This is a genomic window from Natrinema salsiterrestre (assembly GCF_029502005.1).
Lineage (GTDB): Archaea > Halobacteriota > Halobacteria > Halobacteriales > Natrialbaceae > Natrinema > Natrinema salsiterrestre.
This window is the reverse complement of the sequence record NZ_JAMQOT010000002.1, coordinates 419,820-442,543: the sequence shown is the minus strand read 5'-3', so window position 1 is coordinate 442,543 and position 22,724 is coordinate 419,820. Positions and strand designations below refer to the sequence as shown.

Annotated in this window: 24 protein-coding genes and 1 tRNA gene; 19 read left to right on the top strand and 6 right to left on the bottom strand. The window is 65.1% G+C overall.

Going from position 1 to position 22,724, the window contains the following annotated elements; genetic code table 11:
• Nucleotides 1-27: 27 nt before the first annotated feature.
• Both NDI89_RS07650 and NDI89_RS07645 read right to left on the bottom strand, forming a co-directional pair.
• The gene (locus NDI89_RS07650; protein WP_277520930.1) at nucleotides 28-1,068 is read right to left on the bottom strand and encodes a dipeptide epimerase; all 1,041 of its coding nucleotides are present in this window, start codon (nucleotides 1,066-1,068) and stop codon (nucleotides 28-30) included.
• A gap of 1 nt (nucleotide 1,069) precedes the next feature.
• On the bottom strand, nucleotides 1,070-2,089 hold the full coding sequence (locus NDI89_RS07645; RefSeq protein WP_277520929.1) for an N-acetyltransferase DgcN family protein: 1,020 nt from the start codon (nucleotides 2,087-2,089) through the stop codon (nucleotides 1,070-1,072).
• Between the two features lie 318 nt (nucleotides 2,090-2,407).
• On the opposite strand from NDI89_RS07645, the gene NDI89_RS07640 reads away from it, so the two are divergent.
• The 4 genes from NDI89_RS07640 to NDI89_RS07625 all read left to right on the top strand — a co-directional run bounded on the left by NDI89_RS07640 (nucleotide 2,408) and on the right by NDI89_RS07625 (nucleotide 6,344).
• Nucleotides 2,408-3,838: a sulfatase gene (locus NDI89_RS07640; RefSeq protein WP_277520928.1), complete on the top strand. Its 1,431-nt coding sequence runs from the start codon at nucleotides 2,408-2,410 to the stop codon at nucleotides 3,836-3,838.
• A complete protein-coding gene (locus NDI89_RS07635; protein WP_277520927.1) occupies nucleotides 3,839-4,267 on the top strand; it encodes a GtrA family protein in 429 nt (142 codons plus the stop codon).
• Between the two features lie 97 nt (nucleotides 4,268-4,364).
• Nucleotides 4,365-4,928, top strand: a complete 564-nt coding sequence (locus tag NDI89_RS07630) for a YqaA family protein (RefSeq protein WP_277521308.1) — start codon at nucleotides 4,365-4,367, stop codon at nucleotides 4,926-4,928.
• An 84-nt stretch (nucleotides 4,929-5,012) separates the two neighbouring features.
• Complete coding sequence (locus NDI89_RS07625; RefSeq protein ID WP_277520926.1) at nucleotides 5,013-6,344, top strand: MFS transporter; 1,332 nt, start codon at nucleotides 5,013-5,015, stop codon at nucleotides 6,342-6,344.
• Here NDI89_RS07625 and NDI89_RS07620 read toward each other — a convergent pair.
• Nucleotides 6,341-7,537, bottom strand: coding sequence for a polymer-forming cytoskeletal protein (locus NDI89_RS07620; RefSeq protein WP_277520925.1), 1,197 nt, complete (start codon nucleotides 7,535-7,537; stop codon nucleotides 6,341-6,343). The genes NDI89_RS07625 and NDI89_RS07620 overlap by 4 nt on opposite strands.
• 192 nt (nucleotides 7,538-7,729) lie before the next feature.
• Here NDI89_RS07620 and coaBC point away from each other — a divergent pair, with 192 nt between their 5' ends.
• The 11 genes from coaBC (at nucleotide 7,730) to NDI89_RS07565 (ending at nucleotide 19,626) form a co-directional block, all read left to right on the top strand.
• Nucleotides 7,730-8,902: a bifunctional phosphopantothenoylcysteine decarboxylase/phosphopantothenate--cysteine ligase CoaBC gene (gene coaBC, locus NDI89_RS07615; RefSeq protein ID WP_277520924.1), complete on the top strand. Its 1,173-nt coding sequence runs from the start codon at nucleotides 7,730-7,732 to the stop codon at nucleotides 8,900-8,902.
• 115 nt (nucleotides 8,903-9,017) lie between these two features.
• Nucleotides 9,018-9,653, top strand: coding sequence for a DUF7344 domain-containing protein (locus NDI89_RS07610; protein ID WP_425607755.1), 636 nt, complete (start codon nucleotides 9,018-9,020; stop codon nucleotides 9,651-9,653).
• 113 nt (nucleotides 9,654-9,766) lie between these two features.
• Nucleotides 9,767-10,336, top strand: a complete 570-nt coding sequence (hpt, locus tag NDI89_RS07605; RefSeq protein WP_277520922.1) for a hypoxanthine/guanine phosphoribosyltransferase — start codon at nucleotides 9,767-9,769, stop codon at nucleotides 10,334-10,336.
• A gap of 198 nt (nucleotides 10,337-10,534) precedes the next feature.
• Entirely contained in the window at nucleotides 10,535-12,175 is a 1,641-nt protein-coding gene (locus NDI89_RS07600) for an ABC transporter substrate-binding protein (protein WP_277520921.1), read from the top strand.
• A gap of 12 nt (nucleotides 12,176-12,187) precedes the next feature.
• The gene (locus NDI89_RS07595) at nucleotides 12,188-13,135 is read left to right on the top strand and encodes an ABC transporter permease (protein ID WP_277520920.1); all 948 of its coding nucleotides are present in this window, start codon (nucleotides 12,188-12,190) and stop codon (nucleotides 13,133-13,135) included.
• Between the two features lie 3 nt (nucleotides 13,136-13,138).
• Entirely contained in the window at nucleotides 13,139-14,260 is a 1,122-nt protein-coding gene (locus tag NDI89_RS07590; protein ID WP_277520918.1) for an ABC transporter permease, read from the top strand.
• A complete protein-coding gene (locus tag NDI89_RS07585; protein ID WP_277520916.1) occupies nucleotides 14,260-15,354 on the top strand; it encodes an ABC transporter ATP-binding protein in 1,095 nt (364 codons plus the stop codon). Before NDI89_RS07590 ends, NDI89_RS07585 begins: the two co-directional genes overlap by 1 nt.
• On the top strand, nucleotides 15,351-16,670 hold the full coding sequence (locus tag NDI89_RS07580; protein ID WP_277520915.1) for an ABC transporter ATP-binding protein: 1,320 nt from the start codon (nucleotides 15,351-15,353) through the stop codon (nucleotides 16,668-16,670). The genes NDI89_RS07585 and NDI89_RS07580 overlap by 4 nt, the downstream gene beginning before the upstream one ends.
• Before the next feature lie 66 nt (nucleotides 16,671-16,736).
• Entirely contained in the window at nucleotides 16,737-17,267 is a 531-nt protein-coding gene (locus NDI89_RS07575; protein ID WP_277520914.1) for a DUF7974 family protein, read from the top strand.
• 189 nt (nucleotides 17,268-17,456) lie between these two features.
• Nucleotides 17,457-18,824 (top strand): alpha/beta fold hydrolase, encoded by a 1,368-nt coding sequence (locus NDI89_RS07570; RefSeq protein WP_277520913.1) that lies wholly within the window; start codon nucleotides 17,457-17,459, stop codon nucleotides 18,822-18,824.
• A gap of 13 nt (nucleotides 18,825-18,837) precedes the next feature.
• Nucleotides 18,838-19,626 carry an acetoacetate decarboxylase family protein gene (locus tag NDI89_RS07565; protein ID WP_277520912.1) on the top strand — a complete coding sequence of 263 codons (789 nt, stop codon included), beginning with the start codon at nucleotides 18,838-18,840 and terminating at the stop codon, nucleotides 19,624-19,626.
• Nucleotides 19,627-19,901: 275 nt separating this feature from the next.
• Here NDI89_RS07565 and NDI89_RS07560 read toward each other — a convergent pair.
• From NDI89_RS07560 to NDI89_RS07550, 3 genes are all read right to left on the bottom strand, one after another.
• A tRNA-Met gene (locus tag NDI89_RS07560) sits at nucleotides 19,902-19,976 on the bottom strand.
• A gap of 60 nt (nucleotides 19,977-20,036) precedes the next feature.
• Nucleotides 20,037-20,489, bottom strand: coding sequence for a GtrA family protein (locus NDI89_RS07555; RefSeq protein WP_277520910.1), 453 nt, complete (start codon nucleotides 20,487-20,489; stop codon nucleotides 20,037-20,039).
• A gap of 279 nt (nucleotides 20,490-20,768) precedes the next feature.
• Nucleotides 20,769-21,047: an HAH_0734 family protein gene (locus NDI89_RS07550; protein WP_277520909.1), complete on the bottom strand. Its 279-nt coding sequence runs from the start codon at nucleotides 21,045-21,047 to the stop codon at nucleotides 20,769-20,771.
• A gap of 239 nt (nucleotides 21,048-21,286) precedes the next feature.
• On the opposite strand from NDI89_RS07550, the gene NDI89_RS07545 reads away from it, so the two are divergent.
• Genes NDI89_RS07545 through NDI89_RS07530 form a run of 4 tightly spaced genes read left to right on the top strand, consistent with a single transcriptional unit; the run spans nucleotide 21,287 to nucleotide 22,723 of the window.
• Entirely contained in the window at nucleotides 21,287-21,568 is a 282-nt protein-coding gene (locus tag NDI89_RS07545) for a 50S ribosomal protein L44e (protein WP_226005608.1), read from the top strand.
• 5 nt (nucleotides 21,569-21,573) lie between these two features.
• On the top strand, nucleotides 21,574-21,747 hold the full coding sequence (locus tag NDI89_RS07540; protein ID WP_097378458.1) for a 30S ribosomal protein S27e: 174 nt from the start codon (nucleotides 21,574-21,576) through the stop codon (nucleotides 21,745-21,747).
• On the top strand, nucleotides 21,744-22,544 hold the full coding sequence (locus tag NDI89_RS07535) for a translation initiation factor IF-2 subunit alpha (protein ID WP_277520905.1): 801 nt from the start codon (nucleotides 21,744-21,746) through the stop codon (nucleotides 22,542-22,544). The genes NDI89_RS07540 and NDI89_RS07535 overlap by 4 nt, the downstream gene beginning before the upstream one ends.
• Nucleotides 22,544-22,723, top strand: a complete 180-nt coding sequence (locus tag NDI89_RS07530) for an RNA-protein complex protein Nop10 (protein WP_277520904.1) — start codon at nucleotides 22,544-22,546, stop codon at nucleotides 22,721-22,723. Before NDI89_RS07535 ends, NDI89_RS07530 begins: the two co-directional genes overlap by 1 nt.
• Nucleotide 22,724: the final 1 nt, after the last annotated feature.

Sequence of the window (22,724 nt, the reverse complement as noted above, 5' to 3'; positions counted from 1 at the left end):
GCAATCGCCGCCGACAGACGACGGCTATCAGCGTCGCTCCGCACCGGTTCCGGGGCGATTCAGGTCGTCGATAGCGATCTCTCCGTTCTCCCTGATCGGCCCCCCGTACGGATCGTCCGCGAGCAGCAGGGAGCCGTCCAGATCGGCGTAGTCCAGCAGGGGCGCGAGGTGACACGCCGCCGCGATGGATGCGTTCGACTCGGTCATACAACCGAGCATGACCTCGAGACCTTGGGCCCGGGCCGCGTGGATCATCCGTTTCGCCTCCCGGAGGCCGCCGCATTTCATCAGTTTCAGGTTCGCGATGTCACACCGGTCCGCGATCCGGGGAATATCGGCGAGCGTCACGCACGATTCGTCGGCGGCGATCGGCAGCGCCGACCGCTCGTACACGAATCGTAGCCCCTCGGGATCGTCGGCTGCAACCGGCTGTTCGACGAACGCGAGGTCGAACTCCGCGAGGCGATCGATCTTCGCGACCGCCTCGCGGGGGGTCCAGGCCTCGTTCGCGTCGACGAACAGCCTGACGTCCGGTGCGACGGATCGGATCGTCCGGACGATCTCGGCGTCGCGATCGGTCCCGAGTTTGATTTTCAGGGTCCCGTGCCCCCGGTCCAGGGCCGTTTCCGTCTTCTCGCGCATCGTCTCGAGGTCGTCGAGTCCGATGGTGTAGGCGCTCTCGAGTGAGTCTGCGGGATCGAGCCCCCAGTAGCGATAGAGGGGCGTCTCGAGTCGTTTGCCGACGAGGTCGTGCAGTGCGATGCTGACTGCGGCCCGTGCAGCCGGATTCCGTCGGACCGTCTCGCGCATGCGCTGTTCGATCCGCTCGAGGCGGTGTGGATCGTCGACGGCTTCGACGACCGCCAGCAGGTCGGGCAGGACGGCCTCGACGGTTGCGGCGGTCTCCCCGTAGTGGGACGACGGCGCGGCGGCGCCGATGCCGGTCGTCCCGTCGTCGTCTTCGATCCGGACGAACGCGACCTCGGTTTCGGTCGTCCTCCCGCGAGCGATCTCGAAGGGGTACTCGAGCGGCAGCGCGCGCCGTTCGAACGACGTCTCGAGGCCCATCTCAGCACAGCACCTCGAGGAGGTCGTCGGTACCGAACCGGAGCACGTCGCTCGCGGGTGCGCCGAGCGCGTCGGCGTAGTCGTCGACCGCCTCCCGGGCCGCCTCGTCGTCCTCGAGTCCGGCGGTATTGAGCGCGCCCGCGACGACCTCGCTCTCCGCGACCGGTGCGGCGATGCTCTCGTAGAGATCGACGTATGTCCGGATCGACGGCAGCGAGAACGATTCGTAGCCGTGAATCGACTCGCGGTCGGCTTCGTGACAGAGCACGAGGGAATCCGCCATCGATCCGTGGAGGATACCGAGGGTGACCGGCGAATACGCCGGGTGGACGATGCTTCCCTGCCCCTCGACGAACAGGTAGTCGTGGTCGTCGCCCTTCTCGAGGATCATCTCCTCGACCGCGCCGGCGGTGAAGTCGCTGACGACGCGATCGATCGGGTTCCCCCAGCCCTCGATCATGATCCCCGTCTGGCCGGTCGGGATCACCGCGGCGTCGTGCCCGGCCGCCCGCGCGTCGCGGGCGAGCTCCATCGTGGTCGTCATCTTGCCGACCGAGCAGTCGGTGCCGACGGTGAGGATCACGTCGGCGTCGACCTCGCCGGCGACGCCCTCGCTGACCGAGAGATCGTCCGGCGGGTTCCGAACGTCGCGAATCTCGCAGCCGTGGTCGGCCGCCAATCCGGCGAACTCCTCGTCCTCGGCGAGGAAGTAGTGGAGTCCGGATATCACGTCGCAGCCGTACTCGAGCGCCGTTCGAACGTCCTCGCGCCAGCGCTCGTCGAAGCCGCCGCCGATCGGCGCGATCCCGATCAGCAGGGTGTCGACCGCGTCCGGCTCGAGATCGGACATTCCGGCGACGATCGGCGCGTCCTGCACGTCCGGGACGAAATCGGAGACGCGCCGTCCGGCGGTCTCTCGATCGAGAACGGCGACGGCGTCGTGGTCGGCGTACCGGAGAACGCCGAGGGCGGTTTTGGCCCGACTGGGAAACTTCTCGTGGGCGAGAATGGCGACACGCATATCCGGACATGGACGAGGTCCCACTTAACCCTACAGTCCCGAGACGGAGCCGTCGGTGGTGGACCTCGAGTAGAGAGGTGGGAAGTAGGTCACTCGATCGTCTGGTACATTCGAGAGTCAGTTCATATCAGTCGAGCTTCATCAGTTCAGGAATACCGAAACTCTCATTTCGGTAACCCACCGATTCCGTCTCAACGCTGTGTTTCACCGGATCGGACAGGATGATGCGAGGCCGCTGTCCGCCGCTCGCGTCGCCGCCGATCCGTGGAACCGAACCGCGGTCTCGAGCCGACGATAAACAGCGAGGGAATCAAAAGCATGGTATCTGACACGTCTGTCTCGAACGTTGTACTCGTCACGGTCGACTCGCTGCGCGCGGACGCGATCGGCCCGTACGATACCGATCGACACACGCCGGTGATGGATTCCCTCGCCGACAGCGGCACCGTTTTCGATCGGGCGTTCGCGACCGGGAACTGGACGCCGTTTTCCTTCCCCTCGATGCTGGCTTCGCGACCGGTCTTCGCCGACAACGGACGGATCGGCGTCGAAGATTCGCCGACGCTCGCGGAAACGGTGTCCGACGCGGGCGTTTCGACGGGCGGATTCAACGCCGCGAACGGATTTCTCACGACGCACTGGGGATACGACGACGGGTTCGACGAATTCGATCCCTTCGTCGCGAACGTTGGCTCGAGCGTGTACAGCCGGTATCTCGCGACGCACCCGACGGTCGAAGCGTGGCTCCAGCTGGCCGCCTCGCCGATCCGTCGCGCCGGAGCCTGGCTCCGCGGAAACACGGACGATCGGCCGTTTCTCGACACCTCGCGGATGTTCGACGTCGAACACGCAGCGAGCGAGTTCGTCGGGGAGACGGATTCGCCGTTCTTCCTCTGGATCCACTACATGGACACGCACACGCCGTACGTCCCCGCACCCCGCTACATCCGCGAGGTCTCCGACGACCGGCTCGGAACCCACAAGATGTTGCTCGCGCACACGCGAACCGGACTCGGCTGGGACGTCAGCGACCGAACGCTCGCGGACCTCCGAACGCTCTATCAGGCGACGGCCCGGCAGGTCGACGCGAGCATCGGCCGGCTCCTCGAGACCCTCTCGGACCACGATCACGACGACGATACGGCCGTCATTCTGGCGGGCGACCACGGGGAGGAGTTCCAGGAACACGGCCACCTCGCACACTATCCCAAGCTGTACGACGAGCTGATTCACGTCCCCTTCATCGTGGACGTTCCCGGCTCCGAGGGGGGCCGAGTCGAGCAGCAGGTCGGACTCGATTCCATCCCGCCGACGGTAACCGATCTGATGGGCGTCGAGGCCCCGGACGAGTGGACCGGCGAGACGCTCGTCCCGAGCGTCGTCGGCGAGGAGTCCCCGGCCGACGAGCCGGTCGTCTCGGTCACCGTCCGGGACGAGTCAGTGACGACGCAACCGATCCCGCGGTCGCTCGAGGACGGCGAACTCCTCGTCAGCGCTCGGAACCGTGACTGGACCTACATCGAAAACGTCGACACCGAGGAGCCCGAACTGTACTATCGACCCGACGACCCGCTCCAGCAGACGAACCTCGCGACCGATCCGACTCCCGAGCAAGCGGACGTGATCGACTCGCTCGCGCCGGTCGTTGCGGCCCACGCGAGTACGATCCGGGACGCGGAGCCGACGGACGACGACGGGGAGGTCGACGAGGACCTCGAGGCGCGGTTGTCGGCACTCGGTTACCGATAGATGATCAGATCGTTCCTCCGCAGTCTCGTCGACGGCCCCCTCGCACGCCAGCTCCGACGGTTCGTCATCGTCGGGATTATCGCCGCGACGATACAGATGATACTGCTGTGGGCGTTCGTCGACAGCGCCGGGCTGCACTATCTGGTCGGTGCGATCATCGCCATCGAGATCACGATCGTTCTCTCCTACGTTCTCAACAACGCGTGGACGTTCCAGACGATCCAGAACACGGGCGTTAACGATTATCTCGCGGGACTGCTCAAGACGAACGTCGTCCGCGGGACGGCGATCCCGATCCAGCTCGCCGTCCTCTTCAGCTTCGTCGAGTGGGTCCACGCTCCGTATCTCATCGCCAACGGGATCGCGATCGCTCTCAGCGGCGTGTATCGGTACGTGCTCGACGCGCGATGGACGTGGGGGGCGACCTGATGGCAGCACCCGGTAGCGACCGAACGCGTCGCCGGACGCTTTTGGTCGTCCGTCGATCGAAAAAAACACGACCCACCCGACTACGTAGGTACCAATGATGGCTATACCGCTCCCGACGGTTCTCGTTGTAGAGGCACTGAACGGTCTGCTCGCCGCTCCCGGTGAAGCGCTCGTCGAGTCCGCTACCGGCTGGGGCGGAATGGGAATCGTCTTCGTCTACTCGTTTCTGATCGCGTTCGCGCTGCCCGGCCCCAGCGAAGTCGTCCTGCTCGCGCCCCTCGATCTGGGCTTCCCGCCGTGGCTCCACCTCTCGAGTATCATGCTCGTCAGCGCGACCGGGAAGGCGGCCGGCAGCGTGGTCGCGTTCCACCTCGGACAGGAAGTCAAACAGTCCGGACCGATAACGCGGTGGCTCCGTCGATCCAGATGGAACGTCCTCGCGTGGTCGGAGAAGCGCTCCGTTCAGCTCGCCCGGCGGTACGGCTACGGCGGGCTCGCGATCGCGCTCTCCGTTCCCTTCTTCCCAGACACGATCTCGATCTACGCCTTCGCGGTCCTCGAGGAAGATTACCCGCGATTCGCCCTGGCCACGTTTCTCGGGAGCCTCGGCCGGCTCGTCGTGACGGTCGGCTTCTTCGGTGGCCTCGCGACGGTGTTCTGATCGGACCGATCGGTTCAATTACGACTACTTTCGCGCGAATCGGACGATCACCACAGTTTACCCGTTCGCGACTGAGCAGATGGTATGACGGATCGCTGGCTCGCCGCCTGGGGACTCGGTTCGGTCGCGTTCGGCGGCGCATCGCTGTTAATTCCACTCTACATCGTCGTCTTGCTCGGTGCCACACCGGTACAGCTCGGGGTTTTGGCCGCAACGGCAGCCGTCGTCGGCGCGCCCGGCGCGATCGCGTTCGGTCGCGTCGCGAACCGGGTCGACAATCGCCGGCCGCTGGTGATCGCCACGCTCCTCGGGGTCGCAGTGTCGCTGGCCGTAATCCCGTTTCTGACGTCGATCACAGCGGTTATCGTCGCGAACGCGGTCCTCTGGCTGTTCGTCGCGTCGGTCGGTCCCGTGCTGACCATGCTCGTCGTCGACGACGCACCGGAGTTCGCGTGGAGCGAACGGATCGGACTAGTGAACAAGTATCAGGGCTACGGCTGGGCCGGCGGGCTCGTCCTCGGAACGATCTGGCCGTTCGTCGGGAGCCGGCTGCTCGCGGCCGACGCGGCGACGCTGACGCGGGCGCTGTTCTGGCTGCTCGCCGCCTGTGCCGGGGTCAGCGCCCTCTTGGCGATACGGACGCTCCCGCGTCCCGCGCCGTCGGCACACGTCACGGACGACCGCGCCGTTCGACGGATCGGCCGACTGCTGGCGGAGTCGGGTCGCGGCGTCAAAGGCGCGACGTTCGCCTTCTCACCCAACCGTCTCTACTGGACGACCCGTGGCATCGACCCGCGACGGCTCGCGACGCGACTCGACCCGACGCTGCGGACGTACTTCGTCGCCGGACTCTTCTTCTTTACCGGCTCTGCGGCCTTCTGGGCACCGCTTCCGCTGTTCCTGACCGACATCGGCTTCGATTCCGGCCAGATATTCGCCCTCTATCTCGTCTCGAGTCTCGGCTCCGCGGTCTGTTACGAAGCCGCCGGGTGGCTCTCGTCGCGATACGACGTCCGCCGCCTGCAGGCGGGTACCCTCGCCGCGCGAGGAGTGCTATTTCCGTCGATCATCGCGATCACGGTGCTGGGCGGCGCCGCCGCGCTCGGTGGCGCCGGTCTCGTTCTGACGCTCGTGGGGATCACCTGGGCCGGCATCGCCGTCATCGGGACGGCGATCGTCACCCGGCTCGCGCCCACCAGCGCTCGCGGCGAGATACTCGGGGCCTACGTCGCGCTGGGCGCGATCGGCGGCGGTCTCGGCAGCGTGCTGGGCGGCTGGGCCGCGACCGTCAACTACCTCACCGCGTTCGCCGTCGCCGGCGGGCTCGTGCTGGTCGGGGCAGGGCTCGTCGTCTCGCTCGAGGCGTTCGGGAATCAGAGCGTGGCCGCATCGAGCACATCGAATACTCAAGATTAGCTGGTGTAATCGTCGCAGTCCTCGCCATCGATTGTGGCTCCGTCGTTACACGTGATCGAGTCTGCCGTTACGTCTCCTTCGACGGTCGCGTCCTCTCCGAGGATCACTTCGTTGTCGTCCGCGTTGATGTCCCCATTGACGTTCGTATCTTTTCCGAGGTCCACGTCTCGATCCGACGTATCTACCGCTATGTTGTCGTCGACAACGGTGTTTGGACCCAGCATCACATTGTGTTCAGCTTCGATCGGTCCATCGACCTCAGTGTCGTCTTCGATATCGACTTGTCTGTCAGCAGTGATTCGACCTTCGACGATACTATTCCCATTGATAGTCACGTCGTCACCGCTGTAAATATCGCTACCCGTACGGGAGTTTTGATCGAGATCTACGTTCGCATCACTGTCTATCGTGCCAGAAACGAGGGTATCTTGGTTTATATCCACCGTGTCTTCGGCATCGATCGTACCCTCTATCTCACTTCCATCGAAAACGTCGACGGTTTCCTCGGCGACGATGTTCCCTTCAATGGCGCTGCCGTCTTTGACGTCTATGTTTCTCGCATCGACGTCACCGATGATCTTATTTTGACCGTTCGTCGTGAGTGTGACCAGTCCACTCATGTACACGTCTCCAACCAGTGTTGTCCCGTTATCTAATTGGAATTTATTGTCCAATTCGGAGCCGTCATCAGTGAGTTCGCAATCAACCATATTTCCGCTGTCAATTTCGATCTGACTTCCATCGTTGAAATCATCCTCGTCAACCACTTCGCAACCGTGTGCCGGGTACTTTCCCTGTAACCTGTACGTATCGAGTAGCGTCTGAGACCCGATCACCTGCAACACGTCTCCCTCCTCGAGTGCCTCCGAACAGTCGCTCGAGTCGACGATCGTAATATCTCCCTTCTCGAGATCGCCGCTCCCGTCCCAGTTGCCACAGCTTCCCTCCCCCTGAAGTCGGATCTCGGTGTTGCCGGCCGACAGGCCCCGAACGTCGGTGAAGCCGATCGCCACGGTTCCGGTGTCGTCTTCCTGATACATAAGCTCCGCGTGGGGCGTCTGGTCGAAGACGCCGGCGCCGAGAATCCCCGCCGCGAGAACCGCCATCACTATCGATACCATTCCGACGAGCATCACGGTTCCCATCACTACCGATACCGCCCGCTCGTCCGATCGAAGCCGACGCGACTGCATTGATTACCTGTTCGAATACGGGAACTAACAGTTTGGGGATAGTTCTGTTGGATGAATCGTAAATACAATATATGGTCAAAATAAGTTTACCGCGTACGGGTACCACCGCTTGCCGCTCTTGCTGACTCGGTTTCCCAACGGGCATCCGACTGACAGTACTCCTAAAAGGACCCGTTCCGAAGTGGAGAGCACATGCTCGAGGGAGTCAACGTCGCGCTCGGGGTGACCGGATCGATCGCGGCCGTCAAGACGGTCGAACTGGCCCACGAGCTCCGACGACAGGGTGCGGCGGTTCGCGGGGTGATGACCGGCAGCGCGGGGGGAATTATCCACCCGTGGGCCGTCGAGTTCGCGACGGAGAACGAGGTCGTCACGGAGATCACGGGGAGCGTCGAACACGTCGAGCTCTGCGGCTACGACGGCTGGGCCGACGTCCTCCTGATCGCTCCGGCGACCGCGAACACGGTGGGCAAGATCGCGAGCGCCGTCGACGACACGCCGGTGACCACGTGCGCGACGACCGCGCTCGGTGCCGACACGCCGATCGTGATCGCCCCCGCGATGCACGAACCGATGTACGATCACCCCGGCGTGCTCGAGGCCATCGAGACCGTCGAGGAGTGGGGCGTCGAGTTCGTCGATCCCCGGATCGAGGAGGGGAAGGCCAAAATCGCCAGCGAGGAGGCAATCGTCGCCGACGTGGCCCGCGCGGCCGGCGACCGCCCGCTCGAGGGGGATCACGTCGTCGTCACGAGCGGCGCGACCAGCGAGTCGATCGACCCCGTTCGGGTGATCACCAACCGCTCGTCGGGCAAGATGGGGCGAGCCGTCGCGAACGCCTGCTACGTGCGTGGGGCGGACGTGACCCTCGTTCACGACGGCCCCGACGTGCCCTACGCCGACGTCCGCGAAGTCGAGAGCGCCGACGAGATGCTCGCGGCGACGAGGGCGGCCTGCGACGACGCCGATGCGCTCGTCTCCGCGGCCGCGATCGGCGACTACACCGTCGAGACGAGCGACGAGAAGATCCGCTCGGGCCAGGAGCTCACGCTCGAGCTCGAGCCGACGCCGAAGCTCATCGACGAGATCCGATCCGCCCGTCCGGACCTTCCGATCGTCGGCTTCAAGACCGAAACGTCGGGCGACGAACCGGCGATGATCGAGCAGGCGAGGACCACGCTCGAGCGAGCGGATCTCGCGTTCGTCGTCGCGAACGATGCCAGCGTGATGGGCGCGGATCGAACCAGCGCACTGCTGGTTCACGCCGGCGACGTCGCTCGCTACGAGGGATCGAAGGCGGGGCTGGGTAGCGAGATCGCCGCGTCGATCGCGGCGGTACTCGAATCCAGCACGCCGACGAACTAATCCAGCCGCGAGTTCGTCAGGAGAGTTATATGGGTGGGGTTCATTCGACCGAAATAATGAGTTTCGGACTGGATCTAGAAACTACCCTCTCACCGGTGCAATCCGGGACCACACGGTGATCTCCGTGGCGCAAGGACAGCGCGCTGCGGACGACGACACTGCTCGCGACGACACCGGCCCCACCGAGGACGCCGACTCGGACGAGTCGCTCCCCAAAGGCGAGATCTTCGAACTCCTCCGGAACCAGCGGCGCCGCTACGTCCTGCAGTTTCTCAAGCAGGACGATCGACCGGTCGAACTGGGCGACCTTGCCCAACAGATCGCCGCCTGGGAGTACGACACGACGCTCGAGGGGGTCACCCCCGAACAGCGAAAACGAGTGTACACGACGCTCCAGCAGACGCACCTCCCGAAGATGGATACCGCCGGGATCCTCCGGTTCGACTCCGATCGGGGCGTCATCGAGGCGACCGACCGAACGCGGGACATCAGCGTCTACCTCGAGATCGTTCCCGGTCGAGAGTTCGCGTGGCGGGAACTGTACCTCTCTCTGGGCGCGATCAGCTGTGCACTGGTCGCCGCCCTGTGGCTGGAGATCTATCCGCTGGCCACCGTTTCGAATCTCACCTGGACGGCCGTCATCGCGGCCACGTTCACGGTCACCGCAGCCGTCCACATTTACCACGAACGGAACATGCGCCTCGGCCACGGCGATCAACCGCCCGAACTCAGCTACGGCACCGACGAGTAGCGCTACCGCCGGTCAGCCGCCGACCCGAGGCGACGACTGTCACGCGAGGGCGCATTGCTCAGTCGCCTCGATCGTATCGTCAACTTTTACTCCGCTACCGTCCCACCCACGACATGGATCAGCTAAAGCAGTCCCTCCTCGAGGCTCCGATCATCGAGAAGAACGGCTATCACTACTTCGTCCACCCGATCAGTGACGGCGTCCCGAAACTCGACCCCACCCTGTTGCGGGAGATCGTCATCCGAATCATCCGGAAGGCGCAACTCGACGATGTCGACCGGATCGTCACCCCGGCGGCGATGGGCATTCACATCTCCACCGCCGTCTCGCTGATGACCGATATCCCGCTGACGGTCATCCGCAAGCGCCAGTACGGTCTCGACGACGAGGTCGAGATCTCACAGAAGACCGGCTACTCGGAGAACGAGATGTACATCAACGACGTGCGCGAGGGCGAGCGCGTGCTCGTGCTCGACGACGTCCTCTCGACGGGCGGGACGCTCGCCGCGGTGCTCGCGGCGCTCGACGAGATCGGCGCGGAAGTCATCGACACGGTCGCGGTCATCAAGAAGGTGGGCGGCGAGAACAAGGTCGACGACGCGGGATACGACGTCAAAACGCTGATCAACGTCGACGTCGTCGACGGCGAGGTCGTCATCGTCGACGAGGAAGGCGATCGGTAACCGGCTCGATCGACGGCGGTTTCGCTGTCGGCTCGCGCCTTCAGCGACTGCCGGTTATTGCCTTCGGTGAAACACCTATACGCGTCGGGAGTCGTGAGTCAGATACGACGACGGGTGGGGAAGAGACACCCATGCGGCGAGGCGGATCGGAGACACCCATCACAAAGAATATGTTATTTCAATGTAAAATTCACGGCGATGGCGGGGAATAGCGGTGGCCGGGATGAGGGCCGCCTACGGCGGCGCTCGCTACTCGAGGGGGTGGGAGCGCTCGGCGTCACCGGACTGGCTGGCTGTATCCGTAGCAACGACATCGAAGCCGACGGTCCGGCCGAAGAGCTGATTCAGGAGGGGTTCGAAGCGACGGAAATCGAACCGCCGTTCGAAACGACCATCGCGATCACCGAGGGCACCGAACGGAGCCGATTCGCGGAACTCCTCGAAGTCGCGCTCGAGGACACCGGCTTCTTCGACGTCTCGGTGTCGGAATACAAGTGGACGACCTACCTCGATCGCTTGAACACGGCGGCTGCCAACGATGCGAACGCCCTTTTTATCGTTAGCTGGACCGGCGGATGGGACCCCGACGACTACGTCAACGTGTTGTTTCACTCGGAGAATCACACGCCCGACGGGCTCAACATCAACCACTACACCAGCGACACCGTCGACGACTACATCGATAACGGGCTCGAGGAAACGGATCCCGACGAGCGGGTCGATATCTACCGGCAGCTACAGGAGCACCTGGTCGCCGATTCCCCGGTCTCGTTCGTCCGCGTGAGCGAAGCGTCACACGTCTGGAACGCCGACGCGGTCAGCGGCTGGCGGGCGTATCCGCTCGAGTCGGGAACGTACAACGCGGTATACGCACCCTGGGCGGGCGTCTATACGGATCTCGACGGCGACGAGTTCGTCGGCGACCTCGGGAGCGATATCTCCGCCACCGACCCCGTCTCGATGAACGACACGGCCTCGAGTCAGGCGACCCAGCTCGTCTACGAGGGCCTCACGGGGGTCGACTTCGACGGTTCGGTCCGGCCGGTTCTGGCCGAGGAGTGGGAGCAACTCGATGCGACGACCTATCGATTCACCCTCAGAGACGGCGTGCAGTTCCACAACGGCGAGGAGCTTACCGCCGACCACGTCAAAAAATCGTTCGAACGGTACGAGGGCACCCCTCGAGAGTCCGACGTCTACGACTGGTACGAGACCATCGATATCGTCGACGACCGTACGATGGACGTTCACTGCTGGCGGGAGTACGGTCCCTTCGAAAAACGATTGTTCGATCTTCCGATCGTCCCGATGGCGGCCATCGACGGCGACCGCGACCTCGAATCGGAGCCGATCGGAACCGGTCCTTACCGGTTCGCCGACTACCAGCCCGGCGATCACTGGCGGCTCGAACGGTTCGACGACTACTGGTTCGGTGGCTCAGAAGGGGTCCCCGCGACGCCGCCGGCCGAGACGGTGCGGCTCGAGATCATCACCGAAGCGGCGTCCCGGCAGGGCGCACTCGAGGTCGGCGATATCGACTTCAGTTCCGGCGTTCCGTCGGCCAGCCTGTCCGATCTGGCGGCCGACGACGCGTACGGCGTCGATCGCCGGATCGGCGGCGGATTCGATATGGTGATCTATCCGCTCTACCACGGCCCGTTTACCAACGAGCTGGTCCGCCGGGGGTGTAACATGCTGATTCCCCGTCGAACGATTCTCGAGGACGTGTATCACGGTCTCGGACGACCGGCGTACGTCCCTATCTCGCCGCTCCTCGAGGACTACACGGACGAAGCGTTCGAAGAGCGAATCGCCGAAGAGTACGTACAGCCGACCTGACCTGGATCACCAATGTCGCTGGGTCGATACGTTCTCACGCGAGTGCTGGTCACGGTTCCAGTCCTGCTCGGCGTCACCGCGCTCACGTTCTCGTTTCTCCACGTGCTTCCGGGCGACCCGATCGACGTGATCGTCGGCTTTCGGACCGTCAGTCCCGCCACCGAGGCGTCGATCCGGGCCGAGTACCACCTCGACGAGCCGCTGTGGAAACAGTACCTGCTGTGGTTGCGGGACGCGATCGCGCTCGAGTTCGGTCGCTCGCCGATCTCCGGTCGGAGCGTCACGGCGACGATCGGTCGGCGGCTTCCCGCGACGCTTGCGCTCGGCGGGGCGGCGTGGCTCCTCGCGCTCGCGATCGGGGTGCCGGCGGGGATCGTCGCTGCGGTCGAGCGGGGCGAGCCGGCCGACGAACTCACTCGGCTCGGCGCGCTCGCCGGGATCGCGACGCCGAACTTCTGGCTCGGCCTGATCCTCCTGTTGGTGTTCAGCGTTCGGCTGGGCTGGTTCCGCGTCATTCCGCCGGACGCACCGCTGGCGAGCCTCGCGATGGCGAAGTTCATGATCCTGCCGACGATCACGCTCGGGACGGCCTCGGCCGCGCTCGTCACGCGACTGTTGCGATCCTCGATGCGGCGAGAGCTCGACGCGCCCTACGTCAGAACGGCCCGCGCGAAGGGGCTCCGCGAGCGGACGGTGATCCTGAAACACGTCCTGCGAAACTCCCTGTTGCCGGTCGTGACCGTCGCCGGCCTCCAGCTGGCGTTCCTGGTCGACGGCGCCGTCGTCGTCGAGCAGATCTTCTCGTGGCCGGGCATGGGCCGGCTGCTGGTCCGGTCCATCCTGCAGCGAGACTACCCCGTCATCCAGGCCGCCGTCCTGGTCATCGGCGTCTCGATCGTCCTCGCGAACCTGCTCGTCGACATCGTCTACGCGCTCCTCGACCCCCGAATTCGATACTAACGAATGAGCGACCGACACCCCACTACCGAACGCGGCCGAATTCGCATCGTCGGCTTCGACGAGCCGGAGTCGGACGACCGCGACGGTGACTCGCGGGACTCGAGTCCTTCCACGGGGGAAGCGAGCGCCGAGACCGAACCGGATTCCCCGACGGCAGCGGCGGCGACGGAGCGGAGCGCCGAGGGACCGGACGGACGGCGACTCGAGGACGCGGCCCGCCGGTTCCGACGGAACCGAACGGCGATGCTGGGCGTGACGATCATCGCCGTCATGGCGGTGCTCGCGATCTTCGCGCGACCGATCGAAGTCTCGACGGCGGAGTACACGATCACGCTCCAGCCGGTCGCGCTGGCTCCGCACGATCCCCACGAGCCGTTCGTCGGCGCGGCGAACGCCCCGCCCTCCTGGGATCACCCGTTCGGAACCGACTGGGCCGGGCGAGATCAGTTCGCCCGGGTGCTCGTCGGCGGCCGCTACACCCTGAGTATCGGCCTCGTCGCCGTCCTGCTCGCGCTGTGCGTCGGGATTCCCCTCGGCGCGGTCGCGGGCTATTTCGGCGGCCGGATCGACGAACTCGTCATGCGCATCGTCGACGTGCTGTACGCCTTTCCGTTCCTGGTCCTCGCGATCGCGATCGTCCCGATTCTCGATCCGCTCCCGATCCCGGGGCGGGGGTTCTGGGAGGTGGTTCTCGCACTCACCGTTACCGGATGGATCGGCTACGCGAGGCTGTTACGCGGCGAGATCCTCTCGGTTCGCGAGCGCGAATACGTGACGGCCGCGACCGCGCTCGGCGTCCCCGATCGGACGATCATCCGGCGACACGTCGTTCCGAACGCGATCGCCCCCGTCGTCGTTCAGGCGACGCTCAACGTCGGCACGGTCGTTCTCGCGGCGGCGGCGCTGGGCTTCCTCGGGCTCGGCCTCGAGCCCGGCAGCGCCGAGTGGGGTGCGATGCTGTCGCGGGGCCGCGACTCGCTCCTGCAGGGCCACTGGCACGTCACCGTCTTCCCGGGCCTCGCGATCTTCCTGTTCGTCCTGGCGATCAACCTCGTCGGAGACGGGATCAACGACGCGCTCGAACCGCGTCGGGACGCGAGCGACGACCGGAGGCGGATGCGCTGATGGCGCTGCTCGAGGTCGAGGACCTGACCGTTCAGTTCTACACCGACGACGGCGTCGTCCGGGCAGTCGACGGCATCAGCTACGAGATCCGCGCGGGCGAGACGGTCGGACTGGTCGGCGAGAGCGGGGCGGGCAAGAGCGTCGCCAGTCTCGCGCTCCTCCGCCTGATCCGGTCGCCCGGCGAGATCGTCGGCGGGCAAATCCGGTTCGACGGCCGGAACCTCCTCGAGTGCACGGATCGCGAACTCAGGGACCTCCGGGGGAACGACATCGCGATGGTGTTTCAGGACGCCGACGCGGCGCTCAACCCCGTCTACACCGTCGGCGAACAGATCGCCGAAGCGGTCCGGGCTCACGGGGACGTAACCGACGCCGAGGCCCGCGATCGCGCCATCGCGCTCCTCGAGCGGGTCGGGATCCCGGAGCCGGCGACGCGCTACGCCGATTACCCGCACGAGTTCTCCGGCGGGATGCAACAGCGGGTCGTGATCGCCATGGCGCTGGCCTGCGACCCGGCCTTGCTCGTCTGCGACGAGCCGACGACGGGGCTCGACGTCACCGTTCAGGCGGGCATCCTCGAATTGCTCGCGGAGCTCGCCCGGGAATCGGACACGGCGATCCAGCTCGTCACGCACGACCTCGGGATCGTCGCGGAGCTGTGCGATCGGGTCCTGGTCCAGTACGCCGGAGAGATCGTCGAGCGCGCACCGGTCGAGGAGCTCTACTACGATCCCAAGCATCCCTACACGGTTGGGCTGCTGGCCTCGATCCCGCGGCTCGGGGCCGACAGCGATCGCCTCGCGACCGTTCCCGGACCGACGCCGAGCCTCGTCGATCCGCCGACCGGCTGTCGGTTCCACCCCCGCTGTCCCTACGCCGAGCCGGCGTGTGCCAGACGCCACCCGCCGCTCGTCGAGACGGACTCGGAGACGCCGGCCGCCGACGACGATCCCGGGGCACACCTCGCGGCCTGTCTCGAGTACACCGGCGATCTCGAAGACGGACTGGACTACGAGGTCCTGGTGCGAAACGAGACGGACGGGGAGAGTCACGAACGGGAGCGGGAACGGACCGAGCGAGGTGAGCCGGAGTGACGGCGAGCGACGGCGAGCCCCTGATCCGCGCGGAAGGCCTCGAAAAGTATTACACGACCGCCGACGGCTTCCTCGACCGGCTCCTCGGGCGGGCGGAGACGGTCCGAGCGGTCGACGGCGTCGACCTCGAGATCCGCGCGGGCGAGACCCTCGGGCTGGTCGGCGAGAGCGGCTGCGGCAAGACGACGCTCGGCCGAACGCTCGTCCGGCTGCTCGAGCCGACCGCCGGCACGATCACCTACCGCGGGACCGAGGTGACGGGCTGCTCCCGGTCGCGACTCCGGGCGCTCCGGACCGAGATCCAGTACGTCTTCCAGAACCCGATGGCCAGTCTCAACCCGCAGTTGACGGTCGCCGATATCGTCGGGGAGGCCCTCGAGGTCCACGATATCGTGCCCGCCGAGCGACGCGACGAACGGGTTCGGGAGCTGCTCGAGACGGTCGGACTGCAGGCCGGACACGCGAGCCGGTATCCCCGCGAGTTCTCCGGCGGCCAGCGCCAGCGGGTCGCCATCGCTCGCGCGCTCGCCGTCGAACCCGATTTCATCGTCTGCGACGAGCCCGTCTCCGCGCTCGACGTCTCGGTACAGGCGCGGATCCTCAACCTGCTGTCCGACCTGCAGGACGAGTTCGATCTCTCCTATCTGTTCATCGCTCACGATCTCTCGGTGGTCGAGCACATCGCCGATCGGGTGGCGGTGATGTACCTCGGGGAGGTCGTCGAGACCGGAACGACGGCCGAGGTCTTCGACGCCCCGTCACACCCCTATACGGAGGCGCTGCTGTCGGCCATCCCCGAACCCGACCCCTGCTGGGAGGGCGACCGCATCGTCCTCGAGGGGGACGTCCCCTCGCCGACCGATCCGCCCGCAGGCTGCCGGTTTCACACGCGCTGTCCGAGGGTCATCCCGCCGGCAGAATACGATCTCACGGACCACGCGTTCCGGGCGATCATGCGGCTGCGAACCCGACTCGCGAACGCGGACGCCGACGCGGGGCCCGAGACGCTGCTTCCGCGATCCGACGAGCACGAGACCGTTCCCGATGCGCTCCGGGACGCTCACGGGATTCCCGCTCGACTTCGCGATCCCGATGCGGACGCCGCACTCTCGGACGCGCTCGAGGCCGTCGCTGCCGCCGATCTCGAGGACGCTCGGGACCGGCTCGCGTCGGCGTTCGAGACGCCCTGCGAGACGGTCGAGCCGGAACTGACCGACGGAACGGCACGGCATCCGATCGCCTGCCACCGGTTCGACGAGCGGTTCGCGGGCGACGTCGAATCGACCGCGTCACGAACGCGATCACCGGATAGCTAACACCACCGGAATCATGAACCGTACCGAACCCGACCCCGCTACCGACCCGAATCGAGGATCCGATCGATGAAACGAATCTACGACTCCACCGCGCTCGAGCGGACGGACGACGATCCGTTCGCGCCGGAGCGTTCGGGGGGAGACGACGGCGGTTCGCGAGCGATCGACTGGGCGGCGGTCAGCCACGCGTTCGCGCCGAGGGCGCTACGCCACCGCGCGATCGCCGTCAGCGTCTCGACCGACGAGCGACGCTACGCACACGGGGAACCGGTCGAGATCACCGTCGAGTTTCGCAACCGGCTCCCGTTCCCGATCCGGATCCGAACGGACTCGCCGGAGCGCTGGCACTGGACCGTCGACGGCCATCGCAACGCCTCGCAGGTTCCGCGAATGGTTCCCGATCGCCCCGCCGCCTTCTCCTTCGGTCGAAACGAGCGCAAACGCTTCCGCCGGCGGTGGCCACAGCGCATTCAGGTTGCGGACGACGAGTGGGAACTCGTCGACCCGGGCAGCTACGTAATCGACGCGCGAGTCACTCGTGACGATGCGAGCGACCGGGGGCTCGCTGCTCGTTCCGAGATCGAGATCGTGGATTGAGAGTCCGTCGTCTCGGTGTCGTCCGCTCCTCGAGTACGGAACGGCTGTTCGAGAGCCGTTCCGCCGGTCCGAGACCACGCTCCGCTGAGATCGGGCCCCTTCCCGTTTCGGTATCGTATACGGCGGTCGCCCAGAAAACGCCCATAGTTAGCATACCACACTAATAGGCTGGGTGATGGAACGCGACGTATGGCAGACCGAACACTGGCCAGCGAGGCGTGGTGGAGCGAGTATCGAGACGTCGTGAACGCGGACCCGGAGATGACCCAGCACGGCCGCGACGCGTTCGACGAGGACTTCCTCGTCGGGATCGGCGACGAACACTACCTGCTCGAGATGCAGGGCGGTGAGGTACGGGACGTCCGAGCGCCGGGGCTGGACGACGCGTGGTCGTTCGGGGTCGTCGGGCCGCGCGAGGCGTGGGAGGAGTTCGTCAGCGAGGTCCCGGCGGCTCACCACAACGAGGTGTTCGCCTCTTTCTACCGGACCGCGGTCAAAGGCGAGGACGGGTACTTCGACCTGATCGGCAACCACAAGAAGATCTTCCAGAACTTCCGCGGGTTCCAGCGCGCGCTCGAGTTGATGCGGACGGCCCACAACGGCGGCGAACCGCGCACCGAAGGCTCTCATCGGCCGCGAGAAGCGACTGACGAGCCAATTACGGGCCAGTACGTCACCATCGATCTCGACGGCGTCGATCACCGCATCTACTACGAGGCGGCCGGCCCGGCGGACGGCATCCCGCTCCTCTGTCAACACACGGCCGGGTGTAACAACCAGCAGTGGCGGCACGTGCTGAACGACCCCGAGATAACCGAGCACTTCCGGGTCATAGCCTACGACCTGCCCCGCCACGGCAAGTCGGTCCCGCCGTCGAGCGAATCGTGGTGGGCCGACCGGTACGACCTCACCGCCGAGCGGTTCACCGATACCATCGTCTCGATCGCCGACGCCCTCGAGCTCGAGGACCCCGTGTTCATCGGCTCGAGCATGGGCGGGACGATTACGCTCGAGCTCGCGGACTGGCACGCCGACCGGTTCCGGGCGCTGATCGGCCTCGAGGCGGGCCTGTTCACGCCCGGGTTCTACATCCAGTGGCTCGACCATCCACACGTCAATGCCAACGACGTCAACTCCCACGCGACGTGGGGGCTGATGGCTCCCCACGGACCGGAGTGGGCGCGCCGCGAAACGCTGTACCTGTACGAGCAGGGTGCCAACGGCGTCCTCAAGGGTGACCTCCACTACTACTCGATGGACCACGATTACAGCGACACCGCCGACGAGATCGACGCCACGCAGGTGCGGATGTACCTGATGAACGGCGAGTACGACTACCTGACCAACCCCGACGATGCGCGCGAGGCCGCCGCGGCGATCGGCGACGGCGCGACCGCCCACGAGATGAAGGCGACCGGCCATTTCCCGATGAGCGAGCGTCCGGAGCTGTTCCGGGCCTACCTCGAGCCCGTCCTCGAGGACATCCGCGGCGTCCGAGACGAACCGATCCCCGAGGTCTTCGCGCCCGACGATTTCGGCGTGGCGGCGAACAAGTAACACTGACACAGCCATGAGCGACCACCAGTTCACCCCCGAGACCTACACCGGAATGCCGGAGGGAACGGCCGTATCACCGCCCCAGCTGATCAAGAACGCGCGCATGCTCATCGTCGGCTACGAGGCCGATCCCGACGTGCTCGCGGACGCACTGCCGCCCGGGCTCGAGCCCCACCCGAACACCCTCGTCCAGCTGAACACGTATCAGGTGCCGTCGGCCGAGAGAACGAGTCTCCTCGAGCCGTACACGCTCACCTACCTGACGGTGGAAGTCGCCGACCACGACAGCCGCGCGATCAGCACTGGTCAGGGCGAGATGCCCGTTCCGGGCCGCTTCTGGGTCGGCTACTGGACGGATTCCCCGCAGATGCGGACGTTCACCCGCGAGGCCGGCGGGATCCCGAGTCTCGCCGGGTCGTGCGAGTGGGAGGAAGCCGACGGGCAATTGGTCTCGACGCTCTCCGTCGACGACGAACCCGTCCTCGAGGTCGAAGCGACCGTCGGCGACCAACAAATCGACACGCTCACCGGCCACCTCCACTACTACGCCCACCGGCAGTTCCCGGATCCTGCGGGCGCTCGAGCGCAGGTCAGCGAACTCCTCGAGTTCCCGATCCCCTTCGTCAGCGAGCTGTACGAGGCCGAGGTCGATCGCATCGACTTCGAGTTCCCCGAGGAGTCGCCGTTCCAGCGCTTCGCTCCGCTCGAGCCGCTCTCGACGCCGTCGGTTCTCCACGGAACTGTGACGTTCACCTATCCACAGGGGCGTCGGATCCGGGACTATCTCGCCGCGGACTCGTAGGGGCGGTCCCTCTCGCTCTTTTTACGGATTCGCCGTCCGGACCGGGTGGAAGCTGCCGTCGTGACGTGCCGTTGGAACCACGCGAGCAGGGACTCGCGACGGTCTGCGTTCTCGAGTCAGTTTGCGCCAAAACAAAGTGGGAGGTAGATTTGAACTACGTCCACGTCGCTCCCTTCGGTCGCTCGTGGCCTTCTTCAAATCTACTCGTCGTATTTTCAGGGATTCAGCACCCACTCCTCGCCATGCTCGTCGTTCGTCGTTGAATCCCTGAAAAGTAGCGGGAGGTAGATTTGAACTACCGATCTGCGGGTTATGAGCCCGCCGGAATCTCCTGGCTATCCCATCCCGCTATCACTTCATACCCGAGTGCCCTAGTTAAGGGTTGTGATTCGGTAGCCGTATGCGGGTTTCTACCGCTGGTCCTGATACACCTGCCAGGTGTAAAGACACTCACAGATGTAGTTGACGAAGAACCCGGCTCCGATACCGATCACGTTCGCCAGCATGAGCCCGACGCCGAAGTGCCCTGTCAGCACCGACAACACTACCAGCGTCACCAGCAACCCGCCGAACCGGACCACGTTCGAGAGCATGAACCGATGCCACAGCGCTCGCAATCCCCCCTCGCCGTAGCTCGCGAACGTCCACTGTTCGTTGATCACGAAGATGACGGCAATACCGAGTTCCCAGGCGAGGAGCTTCGAGACGATCGTCCCGAGGTCCGTGATCTCTACCAGAAACACGAGGGTAGCAGTGTCGACGGCCGCACCGAAGGTTCCGACCCCGACGTACAGCCCGACCCGCGTCGTCGAGCACAGCGCACGAACCCGCGTTCGGATCGTCTCTGGGAGGGAGTTACTCATCGTCGTCTCCGTCCTCGAGCTTACCGGTCACTGCCGACGGCACTACTTTCGGTCTTACGATTACTGCATGGATAGCTGGAACGCGATCGCGGAATACGCGCCCCTCCGGTCCCCCTGTCGCGAGCATTCGTCCGTATTCTTCCAGCAGAGAACCATAAACATTCGGACAAGAGTTGGGCGAGTGAAATGAAGTTGCCGACGGCCAGCGTCAGTGGTCTCCGAAACTACCGCCCGGAACCGATCACGGCGTCCGGTCTCCGTCATCAACCGACGGGGAGACTAGATCGCGAGATCGCTCTTCGGGCGGACGACCTCGACGTCCTCGGCGTCGACGCGATCCACGTCGAGGAAATGTGGCGTGAAGTTTCGCTTCTCGTAGTCCTCGTATTCGTCCTCCGAGCCGACGGTACACCAGAGCTGGACGCGATCGGGCCCGTGGTACTCGCCGTTTCTGTTGATCCCGAAGCAGACCACCTCCGATTCCGCCTCGTCTCCCTCGTATCGGACGATGGCCCCGTTCCGAATGCCGGGATCCCCGTGGATGATGAGCTGCTTCATGGCCCAGACTTCACAGGAGAGCGGATTAAACGCTTCGGAGACCCATCGACTCGAGCGTCCCGGCGACCGCGAACGGACGCCAGCACACGTGCGAGCCGCCGGCGTCACCGATCGCGTTCGACGGTATCGGACGCGAACGACCCGAACGAGCCGTTATTTCCGCGTGCGGTGACCGGGACGGCCGGCTATCAAACGCTTTTTAAACGGCGCTATCTTAGCCCACGGCAAGTGAGATAACCATGCAGATGCCACGCCGATTCAATACGTACTGTCCGTTCTGTAACGAGCACCACGAACACGAAGTCGAGAAGTCCCGAACGGGCCGTTCGTCCGGCATGAAGTGGGACGCTCGCCGCACCCGACGCAACAGCTCGACCATCGGGAACTCCGGTCGCTTCTCGAAAGTGCCCGGCGGCGAAAAGCCGACCAAGAAGACCGACCTCAAGTACCGCTGCAGCGAATGCGGCAAGGCCCACCTCCGCGAGGGATGGCGCGCCGGCCGACTCGAGTTCCAGGAGTGATACCAATGGCAGGAAATTTCTACAGCGTTCGATGCAGTGACTGCGAGAACGAACAGACCGTCTTCGGCAAGGCCTCCTCGGAGGTCGCCTGCGCCGTCTGCGGGACGACGCTCGTGCGACCGACCGGCGGCAAAGCCGAGATCGAACACGAGATCCTCGAGACAGTCGAGTCACGATGAAGTACAGCGGCTGGCCCGATCCCGGCGAACTCGTCGTCGGCAAGATCGACGAAATCGAAGACTTCGGCGTCTTCGTCGATCTCGAGGAGTACGAGGACAAGCGCGGTCTGATCCACATCTCCGAAGTCGCGAGCGGCTGGATCAAGAACGTCCGCGATCACGTCCGTGAGGGCCAGATCGCCGTCTGCAAGGTCCTCGACGTCGACGAGAGCTCGCAGCAGATCGACCTCTCGCTGAAGGACGTCAACGACCACCAGCGCTCCGACAAGATCCAGGACTGGAAGAACGAGCAGAAGGCCGACAACTGGATGGAACTGGCCTTCGGCGAGGAGATCGAGGACGAGGTCTACACCGCGATCGCCAACGAACTGATCGCCATCCACGGCGGGCTCTACGAGGGCTTCAAGCAGGCCGCGATCCACGGCGAGGAGGCTCTCGAGGACACCGATCTCGACGACGACGAGATCGAAGCGATCGTCGACACGGCCCGCGAGAACGTCTCGGTGCCCTACGTCAACGTCACCGGCTACGTCGACCTCGAGAACCCCACCGACACCGGCGTCGACGGGATCCGCGAGGCCCTCGAAGCGGCCGAAGGCAACGGCGAGATCCCCGAGGAAGTCGACCTCGAAGTGAGCTACGTCGGCGCACCCGAGTACCGGATCAAAGTGCAGGCGCCAAACTACAAGACCGCCGAGTCCCAGCTCGAGGAGAGCGCACGGCGGGCGGTCGACGCGATCGAAGGCCACGGTGGCTCAGGGCAGTACCACCGCGAGCGCCGCACCGACGACGAATAATGAAATCCGACATCCGGGTGTGTTCGGCGTGGCGCGAATCCCACGACGGCCCGGTGTATACGCTTTCTGATACCTGTCCCGACTGCGGTGCCGAAACGGCGAACAGCGCCCCGGCACCGTTCGATCCGACCGATCCGCACGGCGAGTACCGACGCGCTCTTAAACGTCGCAACCGCTGAT